Origin of the sequence: Ruminiclostridium papyrosolvens C7 (assembly GCF_000421965.1) — a bacterium.
Lineage (GTDB): Bacteria > Bacillota > Clostridia > Acetivibrionales > DSM-1351 > Ruminiclostridium > Ruminiclostridium papyrosolvens_A.
Genome location: NZ_ATAY01000014.1, coordinates 45069 through 67895, shown reverse-complemented (window position 1 = coordinate 67895; position 22827 = coordinate 45069). Strand labels below are relative to the sequence as shown.

15 protein-coding genes, 1 tRNA gene and 1 other annotated feature (1 of these 17 cut by a window edge) are annotated in these 22827 nt (G+C 36.9%); of the genes, 7 read left to right on the top strand and 9 right to left on the bottom strand.

What is annotated here, in order from left to right:
- Positions 1–59: 59 nt before the first annotated feature.
- Both L323_RS23815 and araD read left to right on the top strand, forming a co-directional pair.
- The gene (locus L323_RS23815) at positions 60–1667 is read left to right on the top strand and encodes a xylulokinase (RefSeq protein WP_020814155.1); all 1608 of its coding nucleotides are present in this window, start codon (positions 60–62) and stop codon (positions 1665–1667) included.
- A gap of 41 nt (positions 1668–1708) precedes the next feature.
- Complete coding sequence (gene araD, locus L323_RS23810; RefSeq protein ID WP_020814154.1) at positions 1709–2398, top strand: L-ribulose-5-phosphate 4-epimerase; 690 nt, start codon at positions 1709–1711, stop codon at positions 2396–2398.
- A gap of 60 nt (positions 2399–2458) precedes the next feature.
- On the opposite strand, the gene L323_RS23805 is transcribed toward araD, so the two are convergent.
- On the bottom strand, positions 2459–2710 hold the full coding sequence (locus tag L323_RS23805) for a YkuS family protein (RefSeq protein WP_020814153.1): 252 nt from the start codon (positions 2708–2710) through the stop codon (positions 2459–2461).
- Between the two features lie 168 nt (positions 2711–2878).
- Here L323_RS23805 and L323_RS23800 point away from each other — a divergent pair, with 168 nt between their 5' ends.
- Entirely contained in the window at positions 2879–3304 is a 426-nt protein-coding gene (locus L323_RS23800) for a hypothetical protein (protein ID WP_020814152.1), read from the top strand.
- Positions 3305–3313: 9 nt separating this feature from the next.
- On the opposite strand, the gene L323_RS23795 is transcribed toward L323_RS23800, so the two are convergent.
- The 3 genes from L323_RS23795 to L323_RS23785 form a co-directional block, all read right to left on the bottom strand.
- Positions 3314–4357, bottom strand: a complete 1044-nt coding sequence (locus L323_RS23795; protein ID WP_020814151.1) for a LacI family DNA-binding transcriptional regulator — start codon at positions 4355–4357, stop codon at positions 3314–3316.
- 170 nt (positions 4358–4527) lie between these two features.
- Entirely contained in the window at positions 4528–6585 is a 2058-nt protein-coding gene (locus tag L323_RS23790; RefSeq protein ID WP_020814150.1) for a sugar-binding protein, read from the bottom strand.
- Positions 6586–6680: 95 nt separating this feature from the next.
- The gene (locus L323_RS23785; RefSeq protein ID WP_242835230.1) at positions 6681–8339 is read right to left on the bottom strand and encodes a PHB depolymerase family esterase; all 1659 of its coding nucleotides are present in this window, start codon (positions 8337–8339) and stop codon (positions 6681–6683) included.
- 408 nt (positions 8340–8747) lie between these two features.
- On the opposite strand from L323_RS23785, the gene L323_RS23780 reads away from it, so the two are divergent.
- Positions 8748–10055, top strand: coding sequence for an MFS transporter (locus L323_RS23780; protein WP_020814148.1), 1308 nt, complete (start codon positions 8748–8750; stop codon positions 10053–10055).
- Positions 10056–11138, top strand: coding sequence for a TFIIB-type zinc ribbon-containing protein (locus L323_RS23775; RefSeq protein WP_020814147.1), 1083 nt, complete (start codon positions 10056–10058; stop codon positions 11136–11138).
- A 96-nt stretch (positions 11139–11234) separates the two neighbouring features.
- On the opposite strand, the gene L323_RS23770 is transcribed toward L323_RS23775, so the two are convergent.
- A tRNA-Arg gene (locus L323_RS23770) sits at positions 11235–11311 on the bottom strand.
- 229 nt (positions 11312–11540) lie between these two features.
- Between L323_RS23770 and pepF the strand changes: the two genes are divergently transcribed.
- Positions 11541–13346, top strand: coding sequence for an oligoendopeptidase F (gene pepF, locus L323_RS23765; protein ID WP_020814146.1), 1806 nt, complete (start codon positions 11541–11543; stop codon positions 13344–13346).
- A 42-nt stretch (positions 13347–13388) separates the two neighbouring features.
- Positions 13389–14504, top strand: coding sequence for an aminopeptidase (locus L323_RS23760; RefSeq protein WP_020814145.1), 1116 nt, complete (start codon positions 13389–13391; stop codon positions 14502–14504).
- 64 nt (positions 14505–14568) lie between these two features.
- On the opposite strand, the gene L323_RS23755 is transcribed toward L323_RS23760, so the two are convergent.
- The 4 genes from L323_RS23755 to leuS all read right to left on the bottom strand — a co-directional run bounded on the left by L323_RS23755 (position 14569) and on the right by leuS (position 22694).
- Positions 14569–17802: a DEAD/DEAH box helicase gene (locus tag L323_RS23755; protein WP_020814144.1), complete on the bottom strand. Its 3234-nt coding sequence runs from the start codon at positions 17800–17802 to the stop codon at positions 14569–14571.
- Between the two features lie 87 nt (positions 17803–17889).
- The gene (locus tag L323_RS23750) at positions 17890–19218 is read right to left on the bottom strand and encodes a sensor histidine kinase (protein WP_020814143.1); all 1329 of its coding nucleotides are present in this window, start codon (positions 19216–19218) and stop codon (positions 17890–17892) included.
- A 325-nt stretch (positions 19219–19543) separates the two neighbouring features.
- Positions 19544–20110, bottom strand: coding sequence for an accessory gene regulator B family protein (locus L323_RS23745; RefSeq protein ID WP_020814141.1), 567 nt, complete (start codon positions 20108–20110; stop codon positions 19544–19546).
- A gap of 139 nt (positions 20111–20249) precedes the next feature.
- The gene (gene leuS / locus L323_RS23740; protein WP_020814140.1) at positions 20250–22694 is read right to left on the bottom strand and encodes a leucine--tRNA ligase; all 2445 of its coding nucleotides are present in this window, start codon (positions 22692–22694) and stop codon (positions 20250–20252) included.
- 64 nt (positions 22695–22758) lie between these two features.
- Positions 22759–22827 (bottom strand) — a binding site (T-box leader); it runs 135 nt beyond the window's last position.

Genomic DNA, 22827 nt, shown 5'->3' with positions numbered 1-22827 from the left:
GAATGACATCCTATTAGATTCAGTGAATAAGTATGGATGACTACATGAGGGGGAAAACAATGACGCATGAACTAAATGACGGTCGAAATGCTATTATTAACGGACAGACAACAATTGGGATTGAACTCGGATCAACCAGAATAAAAACGGTATTGATAGGTGCAGATAATGCACCTATCGCATCCGGCAGTCATGACTGGGAAAACAGTTATATCAATAACATTTGGACTTACAGCTTGGAAGATATCTGGAAAGGTGTTCAGAGCAGCTATCAGGAAATGATTAAAGAAGTTAGGGAGAAGTTCGGTGTAGGGTTAAAAACAACCGGTGCTATCGGATTTAGCGGAATGATGCACGGTTATATGGTTTTTGACAAGGAAGGGAACCTTCTGACACCTTTCAGAACATGGCGTAACACTATAACTGCACAGGCATCCGAGGAACTTACCAAACTGTTCAGTTATCCGATTCCTCAGAGATGGAGTATTGCCCATCTTTACCAAGCAATACTGAACAATGAAGAGCATGTATCCGGTATTGATTTTATGACTACGTTGGCCGGATATATACACTGGAAGTTGACAGGAGAAAAAGTTCTTGGTGTCGGAGAGGCATCAGGTGTTTTCCCAATTGATTTAAATACTAAAGACTTTAATTCAAATATGATTAAGCAGTTTAATGAGGTCAATAGCAGTCGTAATTTTTCGTGGAAACTTGAAAATATCCTTCCAAAGGTTTTTGTTGCGGGTACTGAAGCCGGTAAATTGACTGAAGAAGGGGCAAGGCTCCTTGATATCACAGGTGAGCTTCAGTCAGGTATTCCTCTTTGCCCTCCGGAGGGCGATGCGGGTACCGGAATGGTTGCAACCAACAGTGTAGCAGTCCGCACAGGAAATGTATCTGCCGGGACTTCAGTTTTTGCTATGGTTGTACTCGAAAAGGAATTATCCAAAGTGTATCCGGAAATTGACCTGGTGACTACACCTGACGGAAGTCTTGTGGGAATGGTGCATTCTAATAATTGTACATCGGATTATGATGCATGGATGGGTATATTTGCTGAGGCAGTTAAGGCCTTGGGCTTTGACGTAAAAAAACCACAGCTATATGATACCCTGCTGGGATTGGCACTTCAAGGTGACCCAGATTGCGGAGGTTTGCTTGCGTACGGTTATATTTCAGGTGAACATATTACTCATTTTGAAGAGGGACGCCCTATGGTTGTTCGTTCATCCAATAGTAATTTTAATCTGGCTAACTTTATCAGGGTCAATCTGTTTACATCTCTTGGAGCCTTAAAAACAGGACTGGATATACTATTCCAAAAGGAAGCTGTTAAAGTGGACGGTATTACCGGACACGGCGGTTTCTTTAAAACAAAGGAAGTTGGACAGAAGATTATGGCGGCTGCCTTTAATGTTCCCGTATCAGTTATGAAGACTGCGGGTGAAGGTGGCGCATGGGGTATTGCCCTGCTTGCTTCGTACATGATTAATAGAAAAAGTTCACAGTCCTTGGAGGATTTTCTTAAACAAAATGTGTTTGGGGAAAGCCAAGGTGAGACTGTACAACCTGATCCAAAGGACGTTGACGGTTTTAACGAGTTTATGAAACGGTACACAAAGGGACTGGATATTGAAAGGGCCGCGGTAAACTCCTTGAATTAAAATAATTCCTTGGAATAATTGATTTTATGAGGTAAAAAAATATGTTGGAACAACTGAAACAAGCAGTACTGGAAGCCAATCTGGAACTGCCTAAAAAAGGACTTGTAACATATACATGGGGAAATGTAAGCGGTATTGACAGAGAAAGTGGATTGATTGCAATAAAGCCAAGCGGCGTTGAGTATGAGGTTATGACCGCTGAAGATATTGTATTAATCGACCTCACAGGTAAAGTGGTGGAAGGTAAACTGAAGCCGTCTTCTGATGCACCGACACATGTAGCTTTGTATAATGCTTTTCCCGAAATAGGTGGTGTAACCCACACCCACTCCAGATGGGCAACTGCTTTTGCACAGGCCGGTATGGGGATTCCTGCTTACGGGACTACTCATGCGGATTACTTTTATGGTGAAATCCCATGTACTCGGGAAATGACAAAGGATGAGATTCAGTCCGATTATGAAGCAAATACCGGAACGGTGATAATAGAGGCTTTTAAAGATTTAAATCCTAACTATATCCCTGCCATACTTGTAAAAAATCATGCACCTTTTACATGGGGAAAAAGTGCAGCGGAGTCAGTTCATAATTCTGTTGTTTTAGAAGAAGTAGCTATGATGGCTATTCAGTGCAGACAATTGAACCCAAATGTAACTCCCATGCCACAGGTGCTGCTAGATAAACATTTTATGAGAAAGCACGGACCCAAAGCGTATTACGGACAAAAATAAAATATAATGTTATCAACGAACAAAACCCCGATACCTTTGCGGTATTGGGGTTTTGTTCGTTTAATGTAATCTGCTTTGAAGTTCCTGATATACCTGTTCTTCTGTCATACCGTCAGCATTTATTACAATGGCTTTGCTGCTCGTATCCTGTATGCCCATTATATTAGTTTCTACACCTGCAACTATAATCGCATCAAAATTATTTTTTGTGGCACCCTGTCCATAGTCCATATTTTCAACGTTGTACCCTTTTTTAGTCAAATAGTCCTTTATAGGAGTCAAATTAGGTTCGATAGCTATTTTCTGATTCATAAGATTTCACCTCCCAAATTTATTATCTGTTTTTAAAAATTAATATATTCATTTTGTAATTTTATTAAGGTTTCATATTATACAATTGGTAAAAGTTTACTATATAGTATAATTATGCTATAATTTGGATATTAACAGATTATTTTGGAAATTGGGGGTTGATAATATATGAACAAAAGGGTTATCAGTTTTTTGTTAACAATAATACTCATATTACCACTTTTCACAAGTGGAGCCTACAGTGCTGCAAATACCAAAGTAAAGGTAACATTGCAATCTGTTGCTTGCGTAGAAAATAATCATGTAGGCAATGAATGGGGATATGGCGCTACAGTTAATAAAAAGGCAATTTACGAGGGACAAACAGTGGAAATATCTACATCGCCAAATGGTAAGATTACTATTGTTTCAACGGCAGAAGAGGATGATAGTTACCCAGACTATGGGAGCAAGACTCTCACGGTTTCAGTAAGTAAACTAAAAGCAAGCACAAGTACTAAGTATACATCTAATGTTACAGTTGTAGAAAACAGAGGAAGGTATTCGGGTAATTCAGCTGTGTGGAAGTTTACGTATATTATAAAAAAGAAGTAAGTCTATTTTTTAAATAACCGTCTCAGTATCAGGAAATCCTCCGCAGCTTTCACGAAATATGAAATATGCCTCCTCAAAAATGTTGTGAGGTTCTTGTATATACCCGTTTATCATATCAAGTATAAGTTGCAGACTTCTCTTTACCATTTTCTGTATTGGTAAATCAATGACTGTCATACTAGGCTTTAAAATTCGGCTGGATACGATGTCAGAGCAACCTATTATTTCAATATCCTCAGGAATACGCACTCCACTTTTTTGCAAAACCGAGTAGACTTCATGACTATAGCCGGACACAAGCAAAAAAAGTGCGGAAGGAAGAGTCTGTGACCTCAAAAGTTTTTCTGCACTTCGATACCCGCCTTCTGAGTCAAGGGTTTCATGAATAATGTGCTCCGGCAGTACAGTAATTCCGTGTTTTTGGCATCCATCCAAAAAGCCTGTTCTTCTCATGCTGAAATTCCGTGATAAAAGATTAGGACAAATTAAGCCAGCTTTTTTATGTCCTCTTGCAGCAAGTAATCTGGAGACTTTTTCACCTGTAGAATAATTATCAATGCATACAGTGCCATATTTATCATTTTGCCTGTTAAACAATATTATAGGCATTGTGGAATTTATCTTATACAAATAATCAACATCGCTGTCAGAGGCTCCAACAATTATTACCCCGTTAAACAACTGATTTTTAAATATATCTTCCATTTTGCTGATTTCCGAATATTGATAAGGTTTAAATACAACCTCTACGTTCAATTTATCATTTAAAATGCTATTTTGAATTCCATCAAAGAAGCTTACAATCAATTCTGAAGAATATACAGAAGGCCACAGAATACCAATAATTGCAGCTGAATTGCCTGCCGACTGATTTCTTAAGCGGCGGGCATATATATTTGGTTTATATCCTAATAATTTTGCTTCTTCCCATACCCGGTTCTGAGTCTTTTCGGAAATGCGCATTTTATCGCCGCGTCCATTTAGAACAATAGATACAGTACCCAGTGAAAGATTTGTTTTTGCAGCAATTAATTTAATATTTGCATTAGCCATATTACACTCCTAAGAGATAGATATTAACATATTATCATAATGTGTTAGTTAAAGTAAAAAGGAAAATTTAAGACGGATGATTATCTTTGAGAAAAAGCACCCTTATTAGGGGTGCCTTTTCTCATTTACAACTTATGAATTACATATTAGTGAGGAGATATGTAATTTTTTTATTTAAATAAATCAGGTAAAATGTCGTAAATATATTGATTAACCCAATTCCAAGCATGTGTACCGCCATCGCTTACTATGAAATAGAAGTTTCCTTTTTGTGTATCAGATGAGTAAATAAAGGTATCCTTCAATTGCTTCATAGCATCTACCTGAGGTTTCAAGTTAGGATATGCAATATCCAAACTGCCTGTAGCGCAGAATAGGTAAAAATCTTGTGGAGTATATCCGGAATCTTTTACAACCTTTGCAAGATATTCAGCTGTTAAGGTTGCCTTTTCACTTCCTGCTTTATCACCTAACACCCAACAGTCTCCACTCAATGGCATATAATATTTGAAATAGTCAAGACAATTAATAAATGTATACCAGGTAGTTACTGAACCCATTGAAAATCCGCCGAATGCTCTATGCTCTCTAGAATCTTTCAAATCTGCTAATGATGCTGATTTTGCGTATGTATTGTAAGTAGTTTCTACCAGAGGAACAACATTTTTCATTAATTCTTCATGGAAGAGTGCAGTATCGTCTTTTCCACCGTAAAATGTAGGTGTTACAACAATAAGCGGTTCAATATCACCATTTGCAATCATATTGTCTATGATTTTCTTCATTTCTTTGTTTTGACCAGGTCCGCCAAAGATGAGATTCTCATTCTCGCCACCGCCATGCATCAAATATAAAACGTTATATTTTTTGCTTTTATCGGAAGCGTCGTAACCGTAAGGAAGATAAACATTCATCTTCTTAACGTCTGTTCCGTTCTTCAAATTATCTGCTGAGTACTCTAAGCTAACAATAGTGCCCTGCTTATCAGCTTCAGTTCTATACTTATCGGGAACTGCTTTAAAGTACTTTTCATTTGCAGCTTCATCAGTGAGAACCAATTTTTCGATTGCTGCTTTTATTGCAGAATATTGAGCATCAATTTGTTTCTGAGTAGCTTTTTTATCTGCAATTACTTTTTGAGCAGCTTTAACAGTGTCTTTTACTATATCTGCATTTTTATAAAGTGTGAAATCAATTTTTTGAGTGCTTGATATCAATTTTATGAGATCATATGGATTAAGTCCGCTAACTGCTCCATTGGCCTTGCCTGTTAGCAATACTTGACCAAATTTTGTAGTGTCATTCCATGCACTTCCTGTTGCATCAAAAACATTAATAGTACCGACTCTCTCAGTACCTTTTGCATCATTTATCTGTAGTTCTATTCCAAGTACTTTGTTGTTTGCCGGCTTAGTTTTAAAAGCAACTCTGGCTTCTACTATGTATCCATCCTTCACTTTAGTAGTAGCTGTATAGAATCTGCCGATATCTCCGGTATCTACAGACTGTGAGTTTTCACAATTAACTCTGAAATGTAAATCATCAAGGCCATATTCTTGTGTCTTATCGTTATTTTCATTCAAGAAGATTTCCATAGAATCATGCATATATGGTGTATCAGATTTTACGCTTAATTCTTTGTCTTTTACTTCTGCAAGTACATATAAAGCGTTATCATCCCATAAAGTTTTAAAAGTAGCAGTTGTAGTCATGTTTGGTGATACAATTTTAGGTATAACTACTTGTGCTTTGCTCCAAGTACCATCTACTTTACCATCAATAGCAGGTGATCCAAAATAAGCAACCATTCTTCCTTTGGAATCAAGCCCATTTTTATCTACCGGTACTTTTGCCGGTTGTGGTGGCTTAGGAGTTGCCTTTTTAACAACAACTTTTGCTTTAAGAGTTGTAGCCTTTTTGTTTTTAGTTATTTTGCAGGAAATTGTTGCAGTGCCCACTGCGATTGCCTTAACTTGCCCTTTCTGTGTTACTGTAGCAATTGACTTGTTACTGCTGCTCCACTGGTAAGTTGCGCCTGTCTGCTTATTGACAATATCAAAAGTAAAGGTTTGCCCGACTGTCAGATCTTTAGCGGCCTGTTTAAATGCAGGATTACCTTTTACAGCAGCTGCAGAGACACCGGACCACGAACCAATAAAATTCGTAAATACCATTGAGAAAACAGCTAGCATAGTAATAAAGCGTTTTAGTGATTTTTTCTTACCCATAAAATACTTCCTCCTTTTAAAATGTTTCCATTTCAGCCTTTTGGCTGGGAAAGTGGTAAATTATAAATTATTGTAAAAATGTTTTACATTATTACCTATTGTGACTGTTGTTTCAATGAACCGTCCGGGTTTCTGCTGAATCCGGAAATAAACTTCCAAGCAAGTTCAGCGTCAACAATATGGACATCGTGGGCTTTACCATGTGCTAATACAAAGTTGTAGTAATTTTCATTAGTGTCACTACTATAAAATTTATGTATGGAGTATTTATAATCAGGATATTGTTTACATGGATAAAGCACCTCAACAGTTTCGCTTTCTACACCAATGCTGCATTCGGTATCAAGAGGCTTTTCAGGTGTTTCAAGAACAGGTATGTTGTTATACTGTTTCCATGCATCATACTGGTATTGCTGACCCAACCCCTTATAAATTGGATATTCCATTTCGCGGGTTCCATAGACATACCAGACCGGCATACGATAGTTGTGTTTCTTTTGGAGTTCAAGTCCAATTGATATAGGTCGCAGGTTTTTCTCCAGACTGAAATTTTCCTGGTCAAAAGGACCGGGGATAGTATATGGCCACATACTATCAATTGGAGCAATAGCAGCTATCAATTCAGGGTGCAGCATTGCCATTACCTGAGACATTCCTGCGCCATTTGAAAAGCCTGATAGATAAACTCTTGAGCTGTCAAGGGGATACTTACCTTTTATATATTTTATCAAGGCCAGATAGAATTCTACATCACTAGGTGCTGATTCATCCACATTTAGATTAAAATTTATTCCATTACTGGCTAGTGGATATACAGTAATAAAGCCTTCTTTTTCACCGATTTCATGCCACTTGCTCATGTCGGCTGCTTTCACTGGATTATCAAAAGCACCATGGCTGAAAATTACCAGAGGTACAGGATTGGACGGATTATCAAGAACACATTGGGGAATATGTTCCAGCCAGGTGTGAGCCAAACCGTCATTATCGCCGAGAGAACGGTCATCAAGATGTTTTTCAAAATGGCAGTTTTCAAAACAAATTCGCTCAGAAATATTACCTTTTTCGCAGGTATTTATGCGCCTTACAGTATAAAATAAATTGAACCATATTTCTCTCATTATAGAATTGGTTAATTTATTTATATTTTTATCAGTGATATTAATTACTTTATGATAAGGGTTTAACCCGTTGGTATACATTGTGCCTAAAGCGCCCAATGATGTTTCTAATTCTGATTTGTTTATGTTTTTATAGTATGAAACAATAGTGTCTGTACAGTTGAAAAGAATTGCTGGCATAGGTGTGCTACCGTTACTGGTTATATCAGGTAGCATAGTACCTCCAATAAGGGCTACGGCTGCAGTGGTTTCAGGGTGTATTGCCGTAAATTCAAGTGCCAATCCGGCTCCGGAATCGATACCTATAATATAATGAACATCATTCATTACACTCCACTTTCCATCTATTATCCCACATGAGATTTTTTGGTTTATAGTTTCTAAAAAGGCTATATCGCTATCATATTCACTGGGGTTGGGGAAAACAAACAGAATATTATATTTTTCACTCAACTCACATAAACCCGCGGTAATAAGATCGTAAACCGAGGCTTCGTCTGGTGAAGAACGTAGAATCATTATTGAAGATGGTTTGGTTAAATTATCCCATTCTTTATTGGGAGTAAGGATATATGCATCTCTTTTTTTACCTTGTACTTCAAATTGTTTTAAGACTAAACTCAATTTTATCACTCATCCCAAATTAGATTAGATTCCTGTCGTTCTAAAACTAAAAATAGAATTGGAAGCATGTAGTTAAGTAATTTGCAATATCGTTTTAGCAACCATAATGCAATTGTATCTCATCCCTTTGTCAATGTCAATATGTAGAAATGTATGCAATATTTAAGGCATAACAGGTGACTTTCCCTTCTTGTGATTGACAGAATATTGAAGTACAAATATAATAATTTTGTTGGTAAAACGAAATAGCAAACCTGTTTTAGTAGAATGATTTATTTGTGAATACATTTCCTAAATTAACAAATCTTGTGGGATTGTTTATCCTGAATTCTTGTATTCATGCCAACGTTTACATAATACATCCGGTAGATAATTTTCTCTGATACCGACATTATATATAAGGGTGGGAATATTCAAATGTTAAAACATTTAGAAAATAATATCTCCTGTACTGAGGAGGTGGCTCTGACGGAAACGTCTTTTAATAATAATATAGATAATAACGGTAAAAAAAATAAAAGCATATTGTGGAGCAGAGCTTTTATTTTTTTGATTGCTGTCAGCTTTATAACAGCTACGGGATTTAATATGGTGTATACCGTTATTTCGAAATATTCTATGGACATTCAGAATTCACTGGCAATCGCAGGTGTCATATCAGGAATTTTTTCTGTTGCAGCACTAGTCATGCGTCCATTTGCGGGAATGATGTCAGACATATTTAACAAAAAGTACCTGTGCATCGCAGCAAACATGGTTATTGGATTTTCAGTTGTAGGATATTCTTTCTCTTCAAGTATCCCGGTACTTTTTTCTTTCAGAGTGCTTCACGGGATTGCATTTGGTGTCAGCAGTACCGTAAATATTGCCCTTGCTACCAGATTTATTCCCAAGGACCGCTTAGGGGAAGGGATAGGCTACTATGGGATTGGGCAGGTAGTGGCATCAATCGTTGGTCCAAACATAGGAATATACATTGCCGACAAGTACGGTTTCCAGACATTGTTTATTGTCATTGCTTTGTTGTCCTTTATAGGAGCGGCATTACTGCTGTGTTTAAAGTATCCCATTGAAGAAAAGAAAGCAGAAAATGTGAGTATAAGAAGTAAGCTGACAATTGATTCCTTAATCGCTAAAGAGGGCATCGTTTATGCGATAATTGGTGGAATGTTCTCCTTTGGAAACGGGTTAGTAAGTTCGTTCTTAATTCTTTTGGGGAAAGAAAGGAACATTTCAAATATTGGAATATTCTTTTCGGTGGGAGCTTTTGTAGTTTTTCTTTTACGCCTGTTTGTGGGGCGAATCGTGGATGAAAAGGGCTTGACTATTACAGTGAATATTTCACTGATAGTTTCAGCTGTTTCCATGGCTTTGATAGGAGTTGCACCGACACTTAGACTGCTTATAGTCGCATCCGTATTGAAGTCCATTGGACAAGGTGGAGGCCAATTATCACTTCAGGCAGAAAGTATCAAGAGAGTAAGCCCAAGCAGGGTTGGGGTAGCAACCAGTACATTTTATATTGGCGCAGACATTGGCCAGGGGTTGGGGCCTATAATCGGTGGAGGAATTTCTCAATATTTTAATTACACCGTAATGTTTGTGACATGTTCTGTGCTCTTACTGGTTTCAATGGTAGTTTTCAATGTTTATCAGAGGAAAACAAGATATAATGTAAAGAGGGAAACACTGGAATTTGAAGGGGGGCAGGAGGGGGTGAACTAAGTGTTTTGTCCTAACTGTGGGTATGAATACCGTAATGAATTTAGTATGTGCCCTGATTGCCAAGTATCGCTTGAAGAAAATATTCCTGATGAAAAGAAACATTATAACAAAAATAAAATTAGGCTATATAAATTAAATAATGTTTTAAAAAATACTATTAAGAAAGCATTAAATAGTAATTTTTATAATAAGTTATCTTTAATTTGTTATAAGTTGTTAATAATTTCATTGTTTTTATATAGTTATTTTACATTAAGGTATAACTCATTGCTTTTAATAGGTCCCGGCTGGGAAATACCAGTGGATTTAGTAAAGCCGATAAAATTTAGTGCGAATTGTGCACAACTTAGTTTCTTGCTTTGTATAGCCTTCTTTATAATAGCTTTTAAGAGAGTTAATGAACAAAAATATATTGCTAAATTCATTTTAATACTATGGTTTATTGGAAATATAATTTTGTATATTTATTTTTTACAAGATGTACCGGAAAATTACGTTATCCTGATAATAAAAAACTGGTGGGTAGGATTGATATTACCCGGCATATTGGTACCAACATTAATATTTAATGATACTTCAAAAAAAGACGGATTGAAAAAACATAAATATTTAGCATATTTATTTAACAATGTACAAAACTTTCAAAGGGGATCTAGAACGAACCGCATAATAGAATATATTAAGAAAGATTATAAGAAAGTTCTTAACTTTTTATTGATAATGATAGCTTGTATAGCGTATCATCCTAAGGTTAGCGAGAATTTTTGGGATTATTTATTCGGGATACAAAAAAGTGAATTGATTTTTATAATAGATATATTCATAAATTTTATTGTCATAATAAGTATTTTGTGCTTTGAATCAAAATTTAAGCTAAAATATAGGTTTGAAAGAGTTACCAGAAATATACCCGAACACAGGATGGGGACTGTTACTTTTGTACTTTTTTTATTGAGTTTAGCGGTTTTATTTCTAATTATATATTTTGGAGGATATCTTACTAATGAGTTTGTGTTAGCCTATTTACTGGCATATGTTGGGTATGCCATACCTTATTATACACTCCACATAGTGAGGGGCTAAGTATAGAAAGTTAATCAGGGAATTGTTGCCCACTTTGCCAACAAACCCCTCAACCCAAACAATAAAAAACCTATAACCATTTCGGTTATAGGTTTTTGGTACGCCCGACACGATTCGAACGTGCGACCTGCGGTTTAGGAAACCGACGCTCTATCCTGCTGAGCTACGGGCGCGTAAATAAATATTTCCTTTTAACAACTATCATAGTATACTAAAAAAATTTGAACATTTCAAGGCTATTTTTATTTTAAAATCATACCTATAAATAACTTTATATAGGAAATGCATGGAAAAGAGTATTAGGTTGTTTTATAATTATTAGATATAGTGAGATATTAAGTTATATAGCGAATAAAATAACCAGTAACCAAAATGATATTAGGAAAAGTGGAGGAAAAAAATATGGCTTCAGGAAAGACACTGGCAAAGAGAAAAGACATTGAGGAAAGATTTAAATGGAAACTGGAGGATATATATAAGGATACCGATTCATGGGAAAAGGACTTTAAGAAAGTTAAGGAATTGGCAGCACAAATGGGAAACTTCAGGGGCAAGCTTGGAAATAGTGCTGATACACTTCTTGACTGTTTCAAGAAAAGTGATGAATTACTGTCGCTAAATGACAAAGTCTTTGTATATGCAAGAATGAAAAGGGATGAGGATAACGGAAATTCAACCTATCAGGCATTGACTGAAAGAGCTTCTACCCTCGGTACAGAAGTTTATACCGCAATTTCATTTATTGTCCCCGAAATGCTGGCAATACCAGAAGACAAGCTGATGTCTTTTATGAACTCAAATAAAGAGCTTTCCGTGTATATGTTTATGGTACAGGAAAATTTGAGACAAAAGGAGCATATTTTATCTGAGAAGGAAGAACAGATACTTGCACTCTCAACTGAAATATCTGACACAGCAGGGGATATCTTTACCATGTACAACAATGCGGACATAAAATTTCCCCATATTCGGGATGAAAAAGGTGAGGAAGTAGAAGTCACAAAGGGCAGATATGCTACAATGTTGGAAAGCAGGGACAGAAGAGTCCGCAAAGATGCTTTTGAAGCCGTGTACAGTACTTACGACAAAATGAAAAATACACTCGGTGCGTCGCTTACTGGCAATGTAAAGAAAAACAGGTTTTACTCCGTTGTAAGAAAATATCCTTCATCATTAGAAGCATCTTTGGATAACGACAACGTACCTGTAAAGGTATACGACAACCTTATCGAAACAGTAAATAAAAACCTGCATCTGCTGGATAGATATATGAAGCTGAGAAAAAAAGTATTAAAGCTGGCTGAGCTTCATATGTATGACTTGTATGTGCCCATGGTTGAAGAATACGACAAGAAAGTTACCTACGAGGAAGGCAAAAAGCTTGTAGAAGAGGGACTAAAGCCACTAGGAGAGGAATATATCGGATATCTTAAAAAAGGCTTTGACTCAGGCTGGATTGATATTTATGAAAATGAAGGCAAAACCAGCGGAGCATATTCATGGGGAGCTTTCAAAACTCACCCTTATGTACTGCTTAATTATCAGGACAACATAAATGATGTGTATACTCTTGCACATGAAATGGGCCATGCCCTGCACTCATTCTATACCAATATGACCCAACCTTACGTATACTCCCAATACAGGATATTTGTTGCAGAGGTTGCATCAACGGTAAATGAATCACTCCTCATGAGGCATATGTTATCAAAATCTGAAAGCAAGCAGGAGAAGGCATATTTGCTGAATCATTATCTTGAGGAGTTCAGGGGAACAGTATTCAGACAGACAATGTTCGCAGAGTTTGAAAAGCTTACACACCAAAAGACAGAACAGGGAGAGGCACTTAATGCACAGGAGCTTTGCGATATTTACTATGACCTGAACAAAAAGTATTTCGGAGAAACAGTTAACGTTGACAAGGAAATTACAATGGAGTGGTCAAGAATACCTCACTTCTACAGCAGTTTTTATGTATACAAATATGCTACGGGCTTCTCCGCCGCTACTGCTATTGCTGAAAAAATATATAAAGAAGGCAAGCCGGCAGTTGATAAATATTTAGAGTTCCTTAAAGGCGGTGGCTCAAATTATCCTATAGAGCTTTTAAAAATAGCAGGTGTAGACCTTTCATCACCACAGCCTATTCAAGATGCATTAAACGTATTTGAAAAAACTCTGGAAGAATTGGAAGAACTTTTAGTATAATACACTAGTTAACATAATAATAAACAAACGGAGGTTATAGTAATGAACGATCCACGTATAGAAAAACTGGCACATAATTTGATTAACTACTCATGTGAACTAAAACAGGGGGAGAAAATCCTTATTGAGAATATCGGTAACGAGGTTCAATTGTCAAGAGCCTTAATTCGTGAGGCATATAAGGTAGGAGCAATTCCATTCCTTACAATAAAGAATCCGGAATTGGAAAGAGTACTCCTTGAACAGTGTACAGAAGAACAAGTGAAAGATATGGCTCGCTATGAATTGGCAAGAATGAAAGACATGGATGCGTACATTGGTATCAGGTCAGGGGATAACGTAAGCGAAAAGGCTTCTGTTCCATCTGATAAGATGAAGATATACATGTCACTGTTTTCAAAGCCTGTACATTCAGATCAGCGTGTAGAACACACAAGATGGTGTGTAATGAGGTATCCTACCCACTCAATGGCGCAGCTTGCCAACACTCCAACTGAATATTTTGAAGATTTTTACTTTAATGTATGCAATCTGGATTATGCAAAAATGTCAAAAGCTATGGACCCACTTGTAAAATTGATGGAAGCTACCGACAAGGTAAGAATTACAGGTAAAGGGACAGATTTGACATTCTCAATAAAAGGATTGCCTGCAATAAAGTGTGACGGTAAAATGAACATTCCTGACGGAGAAGTATTTACTGCACCGATAAAAGATTCGGTAAATGGTGTAATAAGCTACAACTGTCCTGCGGTATATCAAGGCGTAACTTTTGAGAATATCCGCCTCGAATTTAAGGATGGAAAGATTATTAAAGCTACAGCGAACGAAACCGAGCGTATTAATGAAATTTTTGACACTGACGAAGCAGCAAGATATGTAGGAGAGTTTGCAATAGGTGTTAATCCTTTCATTGAAACTCCAATGAAGGATACTCTCTTTGACGAAAAGATAAGAGGAAGTATACACTTTACACCCGGAAGCTGTTATGACGAGTGTCCAAATGGGAATAAGTCCTCAATCCACTGGGATCTTGTGTTTATCCAAAGGCCTGAATATGGCGGGGGAGAAATATGGTTTGATGATAAGCTCATAAGAAAAGATGGACTTTTTGTACCAGACGAGCTTCAAGCATTAAATCCTGATAATTTGAAATAGAAAAAGTATGTTTATATAGAAATATAGCAAAACCAGAGGTTTTAATTTGCCTCTGGTTTTGTTATTATAACTCGAAAAGTTCCGTCAACTCTTCTTTACTCATCTTGGTAATAAGGGTTTCCCCGGATTGGATAACCGCATCAACCAACTGCTTTTTCCTATCCTTAAGGCGTAATATTTTTTCCTCTATTGTGCCGTGTGTAACCAGCTTCATTACATGGACGGTTTTTAGCTGGCCTATACGGTATGCGCGGTCGGTTGCCTGATCTTCTACAGCCGGGTTCCACCAAGGGTCATAGTGAATAACCGTATCAGCACCTGTCAGATTCAAGCCGGTTCCTCCTGATTTAAGGGACAGAAGGAAAATCTTACCCTGACCGTTGTTAAAGTTTTTAACCATTTTCATTCTTTCGTCAGCGGGAGTTGACCCATCAAGGTATAAATAGTCTATTTCATCCTCCTGCAGCCACTGCCTTATAATTGCCAACATTGATGTAAACTGCGAGAACAGGAGTATTCTGTGCCCGGAGGTAAGAGAGTCTCCTACTATCTCTTTAAGGAGTAGTAGCTTACCGCTGTCACCTTCATAGTTGTCTACAAACAGCGAGGGGTGACAGCAGAGCTGTCTTAATCGGATAAGAACCGATAAAATCTTTATTTGACTCCGTTCATAGCCATTTTGGTTTATTTCCTTGAAAATATCTCCTTTAGCTTGCTCCAAGTAAGCAACATAAAGCTTTTTCTGTTCCTCAGTAAGGTCTGCTTTAATAATATGCTCAATTTTTTCTGGTAGTTCCTTGAGAACGTCCTGCTTTAGCCTTCTGAGTATAAAAGGTTTTAATTGTTTGCTCAGGGAGGTTAGAGCGGTACTGTCTCCTTTTGAAATCGGCGATTCAAACTTTTCAACAAATTTTCCGTGTGACCGTAAATATCCGGGTAAAATAAAGTCAAAAACTGACCACAGCTCCGTAAGATTATTTTCCATAGGCGTTCCTGTAAGTGCGAACCTGTGCTGGGATACGAGCTGTTTTACGGCTTTAGCTGCCTGGGATCCGGGGTTTTTAATATGTTGAGCTTCATCAAGTATGCAATATCTGAACATATAATCTTTGTAGTTGTCAATATCACGTCTGATAAGGGCATAAGAGGTGACTATTACATCCGAGTTGACACCAGTCTTTATTAGTTCCTCACGTTCTGCTTTGTTTCCGACCACAGCAGTTATCTTTAAATCCGGTGCAAATTTGTCAACTTCCGAACACCAGTTGTAAATAAGGGAGGTAGGAACAACTACAATAGATGTTGCGGGGCCTGAAACATTTTTATCGTACAGGAGCAGAGTAATAACCTGCAAGGTTTTTCCCAAACCCATATCATCAGCGAGAATTCCTCCAAGACCATATGTTGACAGAGTTTTAAGCCACTTAAATCCAAGCTTTTGATAATTCCTTAGAGTTCCTTTAAGGGTTTCGGGAATTTGAAATTCAGTCTCGGAAGGTTCGTGAATATCATGAACTAAATCTTTAAAGGCCTTATTGCGTTCAAAGAACTTCATTCCGGTTTCTTTCAACATACCATCTATAAAAAAAGCTCTGTACATAGGGAGCTGGACCAGCTCACTATCTAAATCATCCATTGTCAGCTCAAGTTGCTCGATTATTTCAGACATAGTTAAAAGTCCCTCTGAATCAAGAGGAAGAAATGCGCCGTTTTTCAAGCGGAAATATTTCTTCTTTTCTCTTACGTTCTGAAATATAGATGATAGCTCATCACGGCCTACACCTTCCATATCAAAGCTGAATTCAAGAAAATTGTTCAGTGTATTCAGCCTCAAAAATCCTGAAAAGGAGGGAAGCCTCTTTATGGTCATTGCTTTAAAGTTGTCGGAATAGAAAATCTGCGTATATTCCTGTAGTTTAGGAACAATTGTATTTACAAAATCAAATATCTTTTCTTCCTCATCCAGATATATTCTGTTGCCGTTAACCTTAAAATCGCTTTCACCCAATATGTCAACAATGAGACCCTCTTTTTCCATGTCCCGTACGAGAATTTTACCCATAGAGACCTGGTCTCCAAAGGCAGAGAAAGGATTGATTATACGATCACCATATTTAAATTTAACATCAGCAGTTATTATATCTTCGAATTTGTCCAGATAAATTTCAGGCTCGAAGTCCACTCTCTGTACCATGTCCTGAACATTTTCATCTATGTATACCCGCCCGGTTTTTTCAACATAAGGAAGTACCTCTGAAAAGAACCGTTCCTTATCCTTTTCTATGAAGGTTATTCGATTAACATTCTCCTGCTGCATATAGGTAAAAAAAGGTTTAAAGTATTCGCGTTGGGCCGCTGATACCCTGTATATAGTTTCACCATATAAAAAATATTCAAAGTCAGAGGTTATCTGGTAAAGAGGCAATTTAGTGTCTATATTCAAATCTATGGACGAGGCATTTCCCGTCAATGTGAATTCTAAAGGTATATCCTCATTTTGTATTAAAACATTTTGAATTTTTATGTTATTGTTTATTACATTAAAAGGGGTATCGTGTAAAAGCTGAAGAAGCCTTTTAAGAGATGCTTCAGAGAGGAAAACATCTTTATCTATAAAGGTACTGTACTTACTCAATTCGCCTGTAAAATAATGTAATAGATTCTCGTTCTGCCATATTTCCTGAAGATATGAAATAACAGGCTTGTCATTTTCCTTAAAGTCATATATTACAGGGTCAAAGGTAAAGCCTTTCCCAAAGACAATCTCATTACCGGTTTTAAGGCTTTCCAACATCTGACGTATATTTCTGACCACATAAAGTCTGTCAGTACCTATACGAAGAGATAGCGAGGCAATAGGCCCTCTTTTTGGAATTGAGAACCTTCTACTAATAAATTCAAGATTAAATTCAACATTAATGGGGAGCTTTACACCTGGGCCTTTATCTGAAAAAAATTGAAAAATATCTTTTGCTGCTTTCTTTTGAACAGAAGAATTAAAAAAACCCTGCTCATCCTTTTCCTTAATTAAGAAAAGAACCGCGGCAATGTGCTTGCACCCTTTTCCTGTCTTTTCACAATCCGAACAGGTACATGAAAAATCAGTGAGATCCCCGGACTTGGCAAACCGCACCTGTACATTGTACGGGTGCGTTCCCAAAACTGTTGCGTCAAACAACAGCATTTCTTGATTAAAGGACAAGGATTTGATACGCTTATCCCTGAAATAATCCATGCCCTTCTTGTATCTCATGGGCGTAGACAAATAATAAATAGTGTCTTTAGAAATTTTAAACATCATTTTCTCCAAAGTATAATAAAATAAGCTATCATATTATTATAACCAATTTGAAGAAGAATGTGTAGTTTTTACATAAATAAGTCGTTAGCTTGCCTGACTATTTACTTTAAGAGTTATCAGGAATTCTGTGAGTTCTTCGTCGCTGTTAATCTCGATACTGCCCCCGCATTTATCTATCTGTGCTTGTACGATGCTAAGTCCGAAACCCCGTTTTTTAGAAGCATTGTCTTTGGTAGAATAGCCTGCACTGAAAATTTTCTTAATAATTGCTTCGGGAATCATAGGGCCGTTGTTGGAAATAGACATATAGTAATTATCATTCTCGATATATGTTTCAAGACGTATAAACTTTTTTTCCTTGTCTATCCCTAAGATAGATTCATAGGCATTATCTATTATATTAGATATAACAGTAACAGCGGTATCCTCATCTATTACTGCACTTGATAAGGGTTCTTCAAAGTCAACAAGAACTTCTACATCTTTCTTTAGAGCATTATTATATTTTACACTGATAATAGCGTCAACAAAGTCGTTGCCTGAACATACATTTATATTCATGGTCTCGCTATTATTCGCATAATTGTTTATATATTGCTTGACCTTATCGCTTAAATCAGGTCTGTTTAAGGTACAAAGTCCGTATATAGTATTTAAATGGTTCTTATATTCGTGTCTTTCTTTAGCCACCATTTCGTTAAAGGAAATCAACTGATAAACATTTTCTTTTTTTAGTTCATTTGCATATTGTAGAATCTCAAGCTTTGAACCTTCCCTAAAGGCCGAAAGCATTGCAATAATCAAAACGATATATATAACAAAGGTAAAAATATTATACAGAAGTAGATTTTGAGGGTCTTTGGAAATATAAATATTTGTTCCTACCAGAAAGAACAGTACAGCAAAAATCATAATAAGAGTCTGCTTGTACCGAGACTGATATGGATTTCCGTCTTTTAACCAGGAAAACCCATTGTGAGACTTATATAATACAAATACAATAGTACTTTCAATCAGCTTTGCTATAATACCTAAAACCGCCAGTAATACATTATTGTCAATAAGTACTGACATTGGTTTGCCTGTAACACTCATGCATGCCAAGCCGATAAGACTTTCTATAATCGCCATTCCTAAAAAAATAATAAGAACTTTGACTACACTTTTAAAAAGAGTTCCGTTAAGTATATAATTAAGTATAAAACATGTAAGGGATGCTATTAAAAGTGAATGCAGCCCTGACGGCAAAAACTTGGTAATCCAGTATGTATATATTGTATAAATCGTTACAAACCAGGCAATCCGTGTATAAATCTTTCTTATAAATTGCCGTTGTCCCGACAGGAGATAAAAGGCTATTATGAAAATCAAGCCCTCTATAACAGTTAAAAATAATTCATTTGCAAGATACACCCTTATTTACACACCCTTCCAGAGGAAGATTACGAAACACAACAAAAAACCTTAAACAAAAACAGAACTCTAATAATTGGAGTAGAACTCTAACTATTAGAGTAAATTTTTAGCAAGTTAAGATTATTTTAAATTAATTTTCCGGTTGATACAACCATAATATTTTAGAAGCTGCCCCAGTAATCAAGCCTGTTGCTAATAATGAAACTTTCCCAATTGATCTTAATAAATTTTTTTTCATCAGAATCACTCCTTAAAAAAATTTAATTCTCAACTTAATATTCTAACATTCTACAGAAAAAGTCAATATATTTTACAAAAAATATTACAATTTATACTTATATTTGCTAATTAGTAGTTGATATACAGATAATGAATAAACTTCTATTACAGACCAGGTAATTATACTAGATGTCATAAAGAAAAAGTCTGACAGTAGAAGTAAAATACTCATTACTACTGCAGCAGTTCTTGTTTTCTTTCGGCCCTCTTGGCCTTGACTTTCTTTGACGGGTGCAATTAAAAAACCGAGGATTGGAAGAAATACAATAAGAGTTAATTGTATATAGTAGGGAATTATAACTGTTTTACCTACAAATATAGCTATAACCATTGTTATAAACGACATTATAATACATACAATCTCATTTTTAAAATGGTAACCGCCAAGAAAGGGACGAAGCAGAAGGAAGGCAAGAAAAGCACATAGAAATTCTTTCGTTAGTGAAAGCACGGTAAAAATAAGTAAATATAGAATAGTTTTATACAAATCCGAAAAGATACATACCAGCCCGTAACGAATGTTTTTAATCTCTGCTTCCGAGTACTGTTGATTTCTTGTGATAACATCAGCCACTTTGTATGCAAGCTTTCTATAAAAAGTTATATTCATAAAAATGTCTCCATTGACGAATGTGCAATTTAATATTAGCATATTACGATATGAAATTACAATAATTGTGAAAAATATACAAAAAGAGACAATCCCTGTAAGATTGTCCCTTTTTATATATTTCTATAAAACTATAAGCTTATTTTGCAACTATATTAACAAGCCTTCCCTTTACTACTATTACTTTCTTTATCTCTTTTCCATCCAAGAATGGCTTTATTTTTTCATCAGCTAAAGCAACAGCTTCTGCTTCACTGTTGTCAGCGTCAGCAGCAACTTCTATTTTACCCCTGACAGTACCATTAATCTGGACTGCCAGCTCTATAGTGTCTTTAACTAATGCATTTTCGTCAAATTCAGGCCAATTCTGATGGAATATAGAATATTCATAGCCTAGCTGTTCCCACATTTCCTCAGCAAAGTGTGGTGCAAAAGGAGAAACAAGCTTTACTAAGTCCTTAATTGTATCCTCAAATAGTTGTATATTCTTAACTTTAACCTCTGCATCATACTTGTAAAGAGCATTTACCAGTTCCATGCAACGTGACATTGCAGTGTTGAACTGGAATCTGTCAGTATCCTGAGTGGCTCCTTTAATAGCCGTATGACGAACATAGTTCAGTTCCTTGTCATCCTTGTCCATATCAGTTCTGGACGCCTTTGCCTTTTGCTCTGCAAGACTTTCAACAAGCCTTTCTATTCTGCTTGCAAATCTTGAAATAGCTTTTATTCCGTCATCGCTCCATGGCCCGCCGTCAACATAATTGAAGCCGAAGCCAAGGTACATCCTGAATATATCGGAACCGTACTTTCTCACGTAATCATCAGGAGAAATGGTATTTCCTCTGGATTTACTCATTCTATTCCCATCCGGGCCAAGTATTGTACCCTGGTGTACAAGTGACAGGAACGGTTCGTCAAAATTGAGGAAGCCCAAATCTCTCAGTGCTTTGGTTATAAATCTCGCATAAAGCAGATGCATTGCAGCATGTTCAGCGCCGCCGACATATTTGTCAACGGGAAGCATCTTGTTTATCCACTCGGTGTCGAATGGCTTATCATTGTTCCGGCTGTCAGGATATCTGAGATAGTACCATGACGAGCAAACAAATGTATCCAGTGTATCAGGGTCCCTCTTAGCCGGAGCACCACATTTCGGACAAACGGTATTCATGAATTCCTCACTCTTTTTTAGAGGGGATTCTCCGTCCGGCTTAAACTCAACGTTGTAAGGAAGAGCAACAGGCAGTTGTTCTTCGGGGACTGCTACCTCGCCGCAGTGCTCGCAGTAAACTACAGGAATAGGGGCACCCCAGTACCTTTGTCTTGAAACAAGCCAGTCTCTCAGTCTGTAGTTTATCTTCAAACTTCCTTTGCCGTCAGCTTCCAGCTTCTTTATTATAGCGGTTCTTGCCTCAGCAGAAGGGACACCGTCAAATTCGGCACTATTAACCAGAACACCGTATTCACAGTACGGAAGCTCGTCATTTGAACCATCAGCACTTTTTATAACCCTCTTGATAGGCAAATTATATTTCTTTGCAAATTCAAAGTCACGTTCATCATGGGACGGAACAGCCATTACACAACCTGTTCCATAGCTTGCAAGAACGTAGTCCGCAATCCATACAGGTACTTTTTCTCCTGTTATTGGGTGAATGGCATAACTTCCCGTGAATACACCTGTCTTTTCTTTTGTTGTTGAAAGTCTTTCTATTTCAGTCTGCTTTTTGGTATCGTTTTTATACTTTTCAACTGCCTCTGCATATTCAGGTTTTGTTATTTTCTCAACTATTGAATTTTCAGGAGCCAGTACAACATATGTTACACCATAAAGGGTATCAGCTCTTGTTGTAAATACCTGAAACTCAATATCTGTGTCGGCAACTTTAAAGGCTATTTCAGCACCTTCTGAACGTCCTATCCAGTTTGTCTGTATCTTTTTTGTTTTTTCAGGCCAGTCAATAGTATCCAGCTTGTCCAGAAGCTCCTGAGCGTATGAGGTTATCTTAAAGAACCACTGAGTAAGGTCACGCTTTGTTACTTCTGTATCACACCTTTCACAACACCCGTCAATAACCTGCTCATTTGCAAGAACAGTGTTGCATTTGGGGCACCAGTTAACAGGTGCATTTTTTCTATAGGCAAGACCGGACTTATATAACTGAAGGAACAGCCACTGCGTCCATTTGTAATAGTCGGGCATACAGGTTTTTATTTCATAATCCCAATCAAAGGTAGCGCCCATTTCCTTGAGCTGGCCTTCCATTGTCTCTATATTTTTCAGAGTGGAGTCTTGCGGATGAATACCTGTCTTTATTGCATAATTCTCTGCGGGAAGTCCGAAAGCATCAAATCCCATTGGATGGAAAACATTATATCCTTGCATTCTTTTCATTCTGGCCCAGGAATCAGTCAAACCGTAATTGTACCAATGTCCTACATGAAGGTTAGCACCTGATGGGTATGAGAACATCTCCAGACAGTATAGCTTCTTGTCGGTGTTTTCGGGATTGAACTTGTAGATATCTGTTTCTTCCCACTTTTTTTGCCACTTTCTATCTATATCTGCTGAGTATGGCATTTAATCAACTCCTTTATTTTATTTAATATTAATATCAATAACTTATAAAAACCCGTCTCTTAATAAAAGAGACGGGTTAATCCGCGGTACCACTCTTGTTAGCCCTGGAGGCTCACTCAAAAGTCCTGTAACG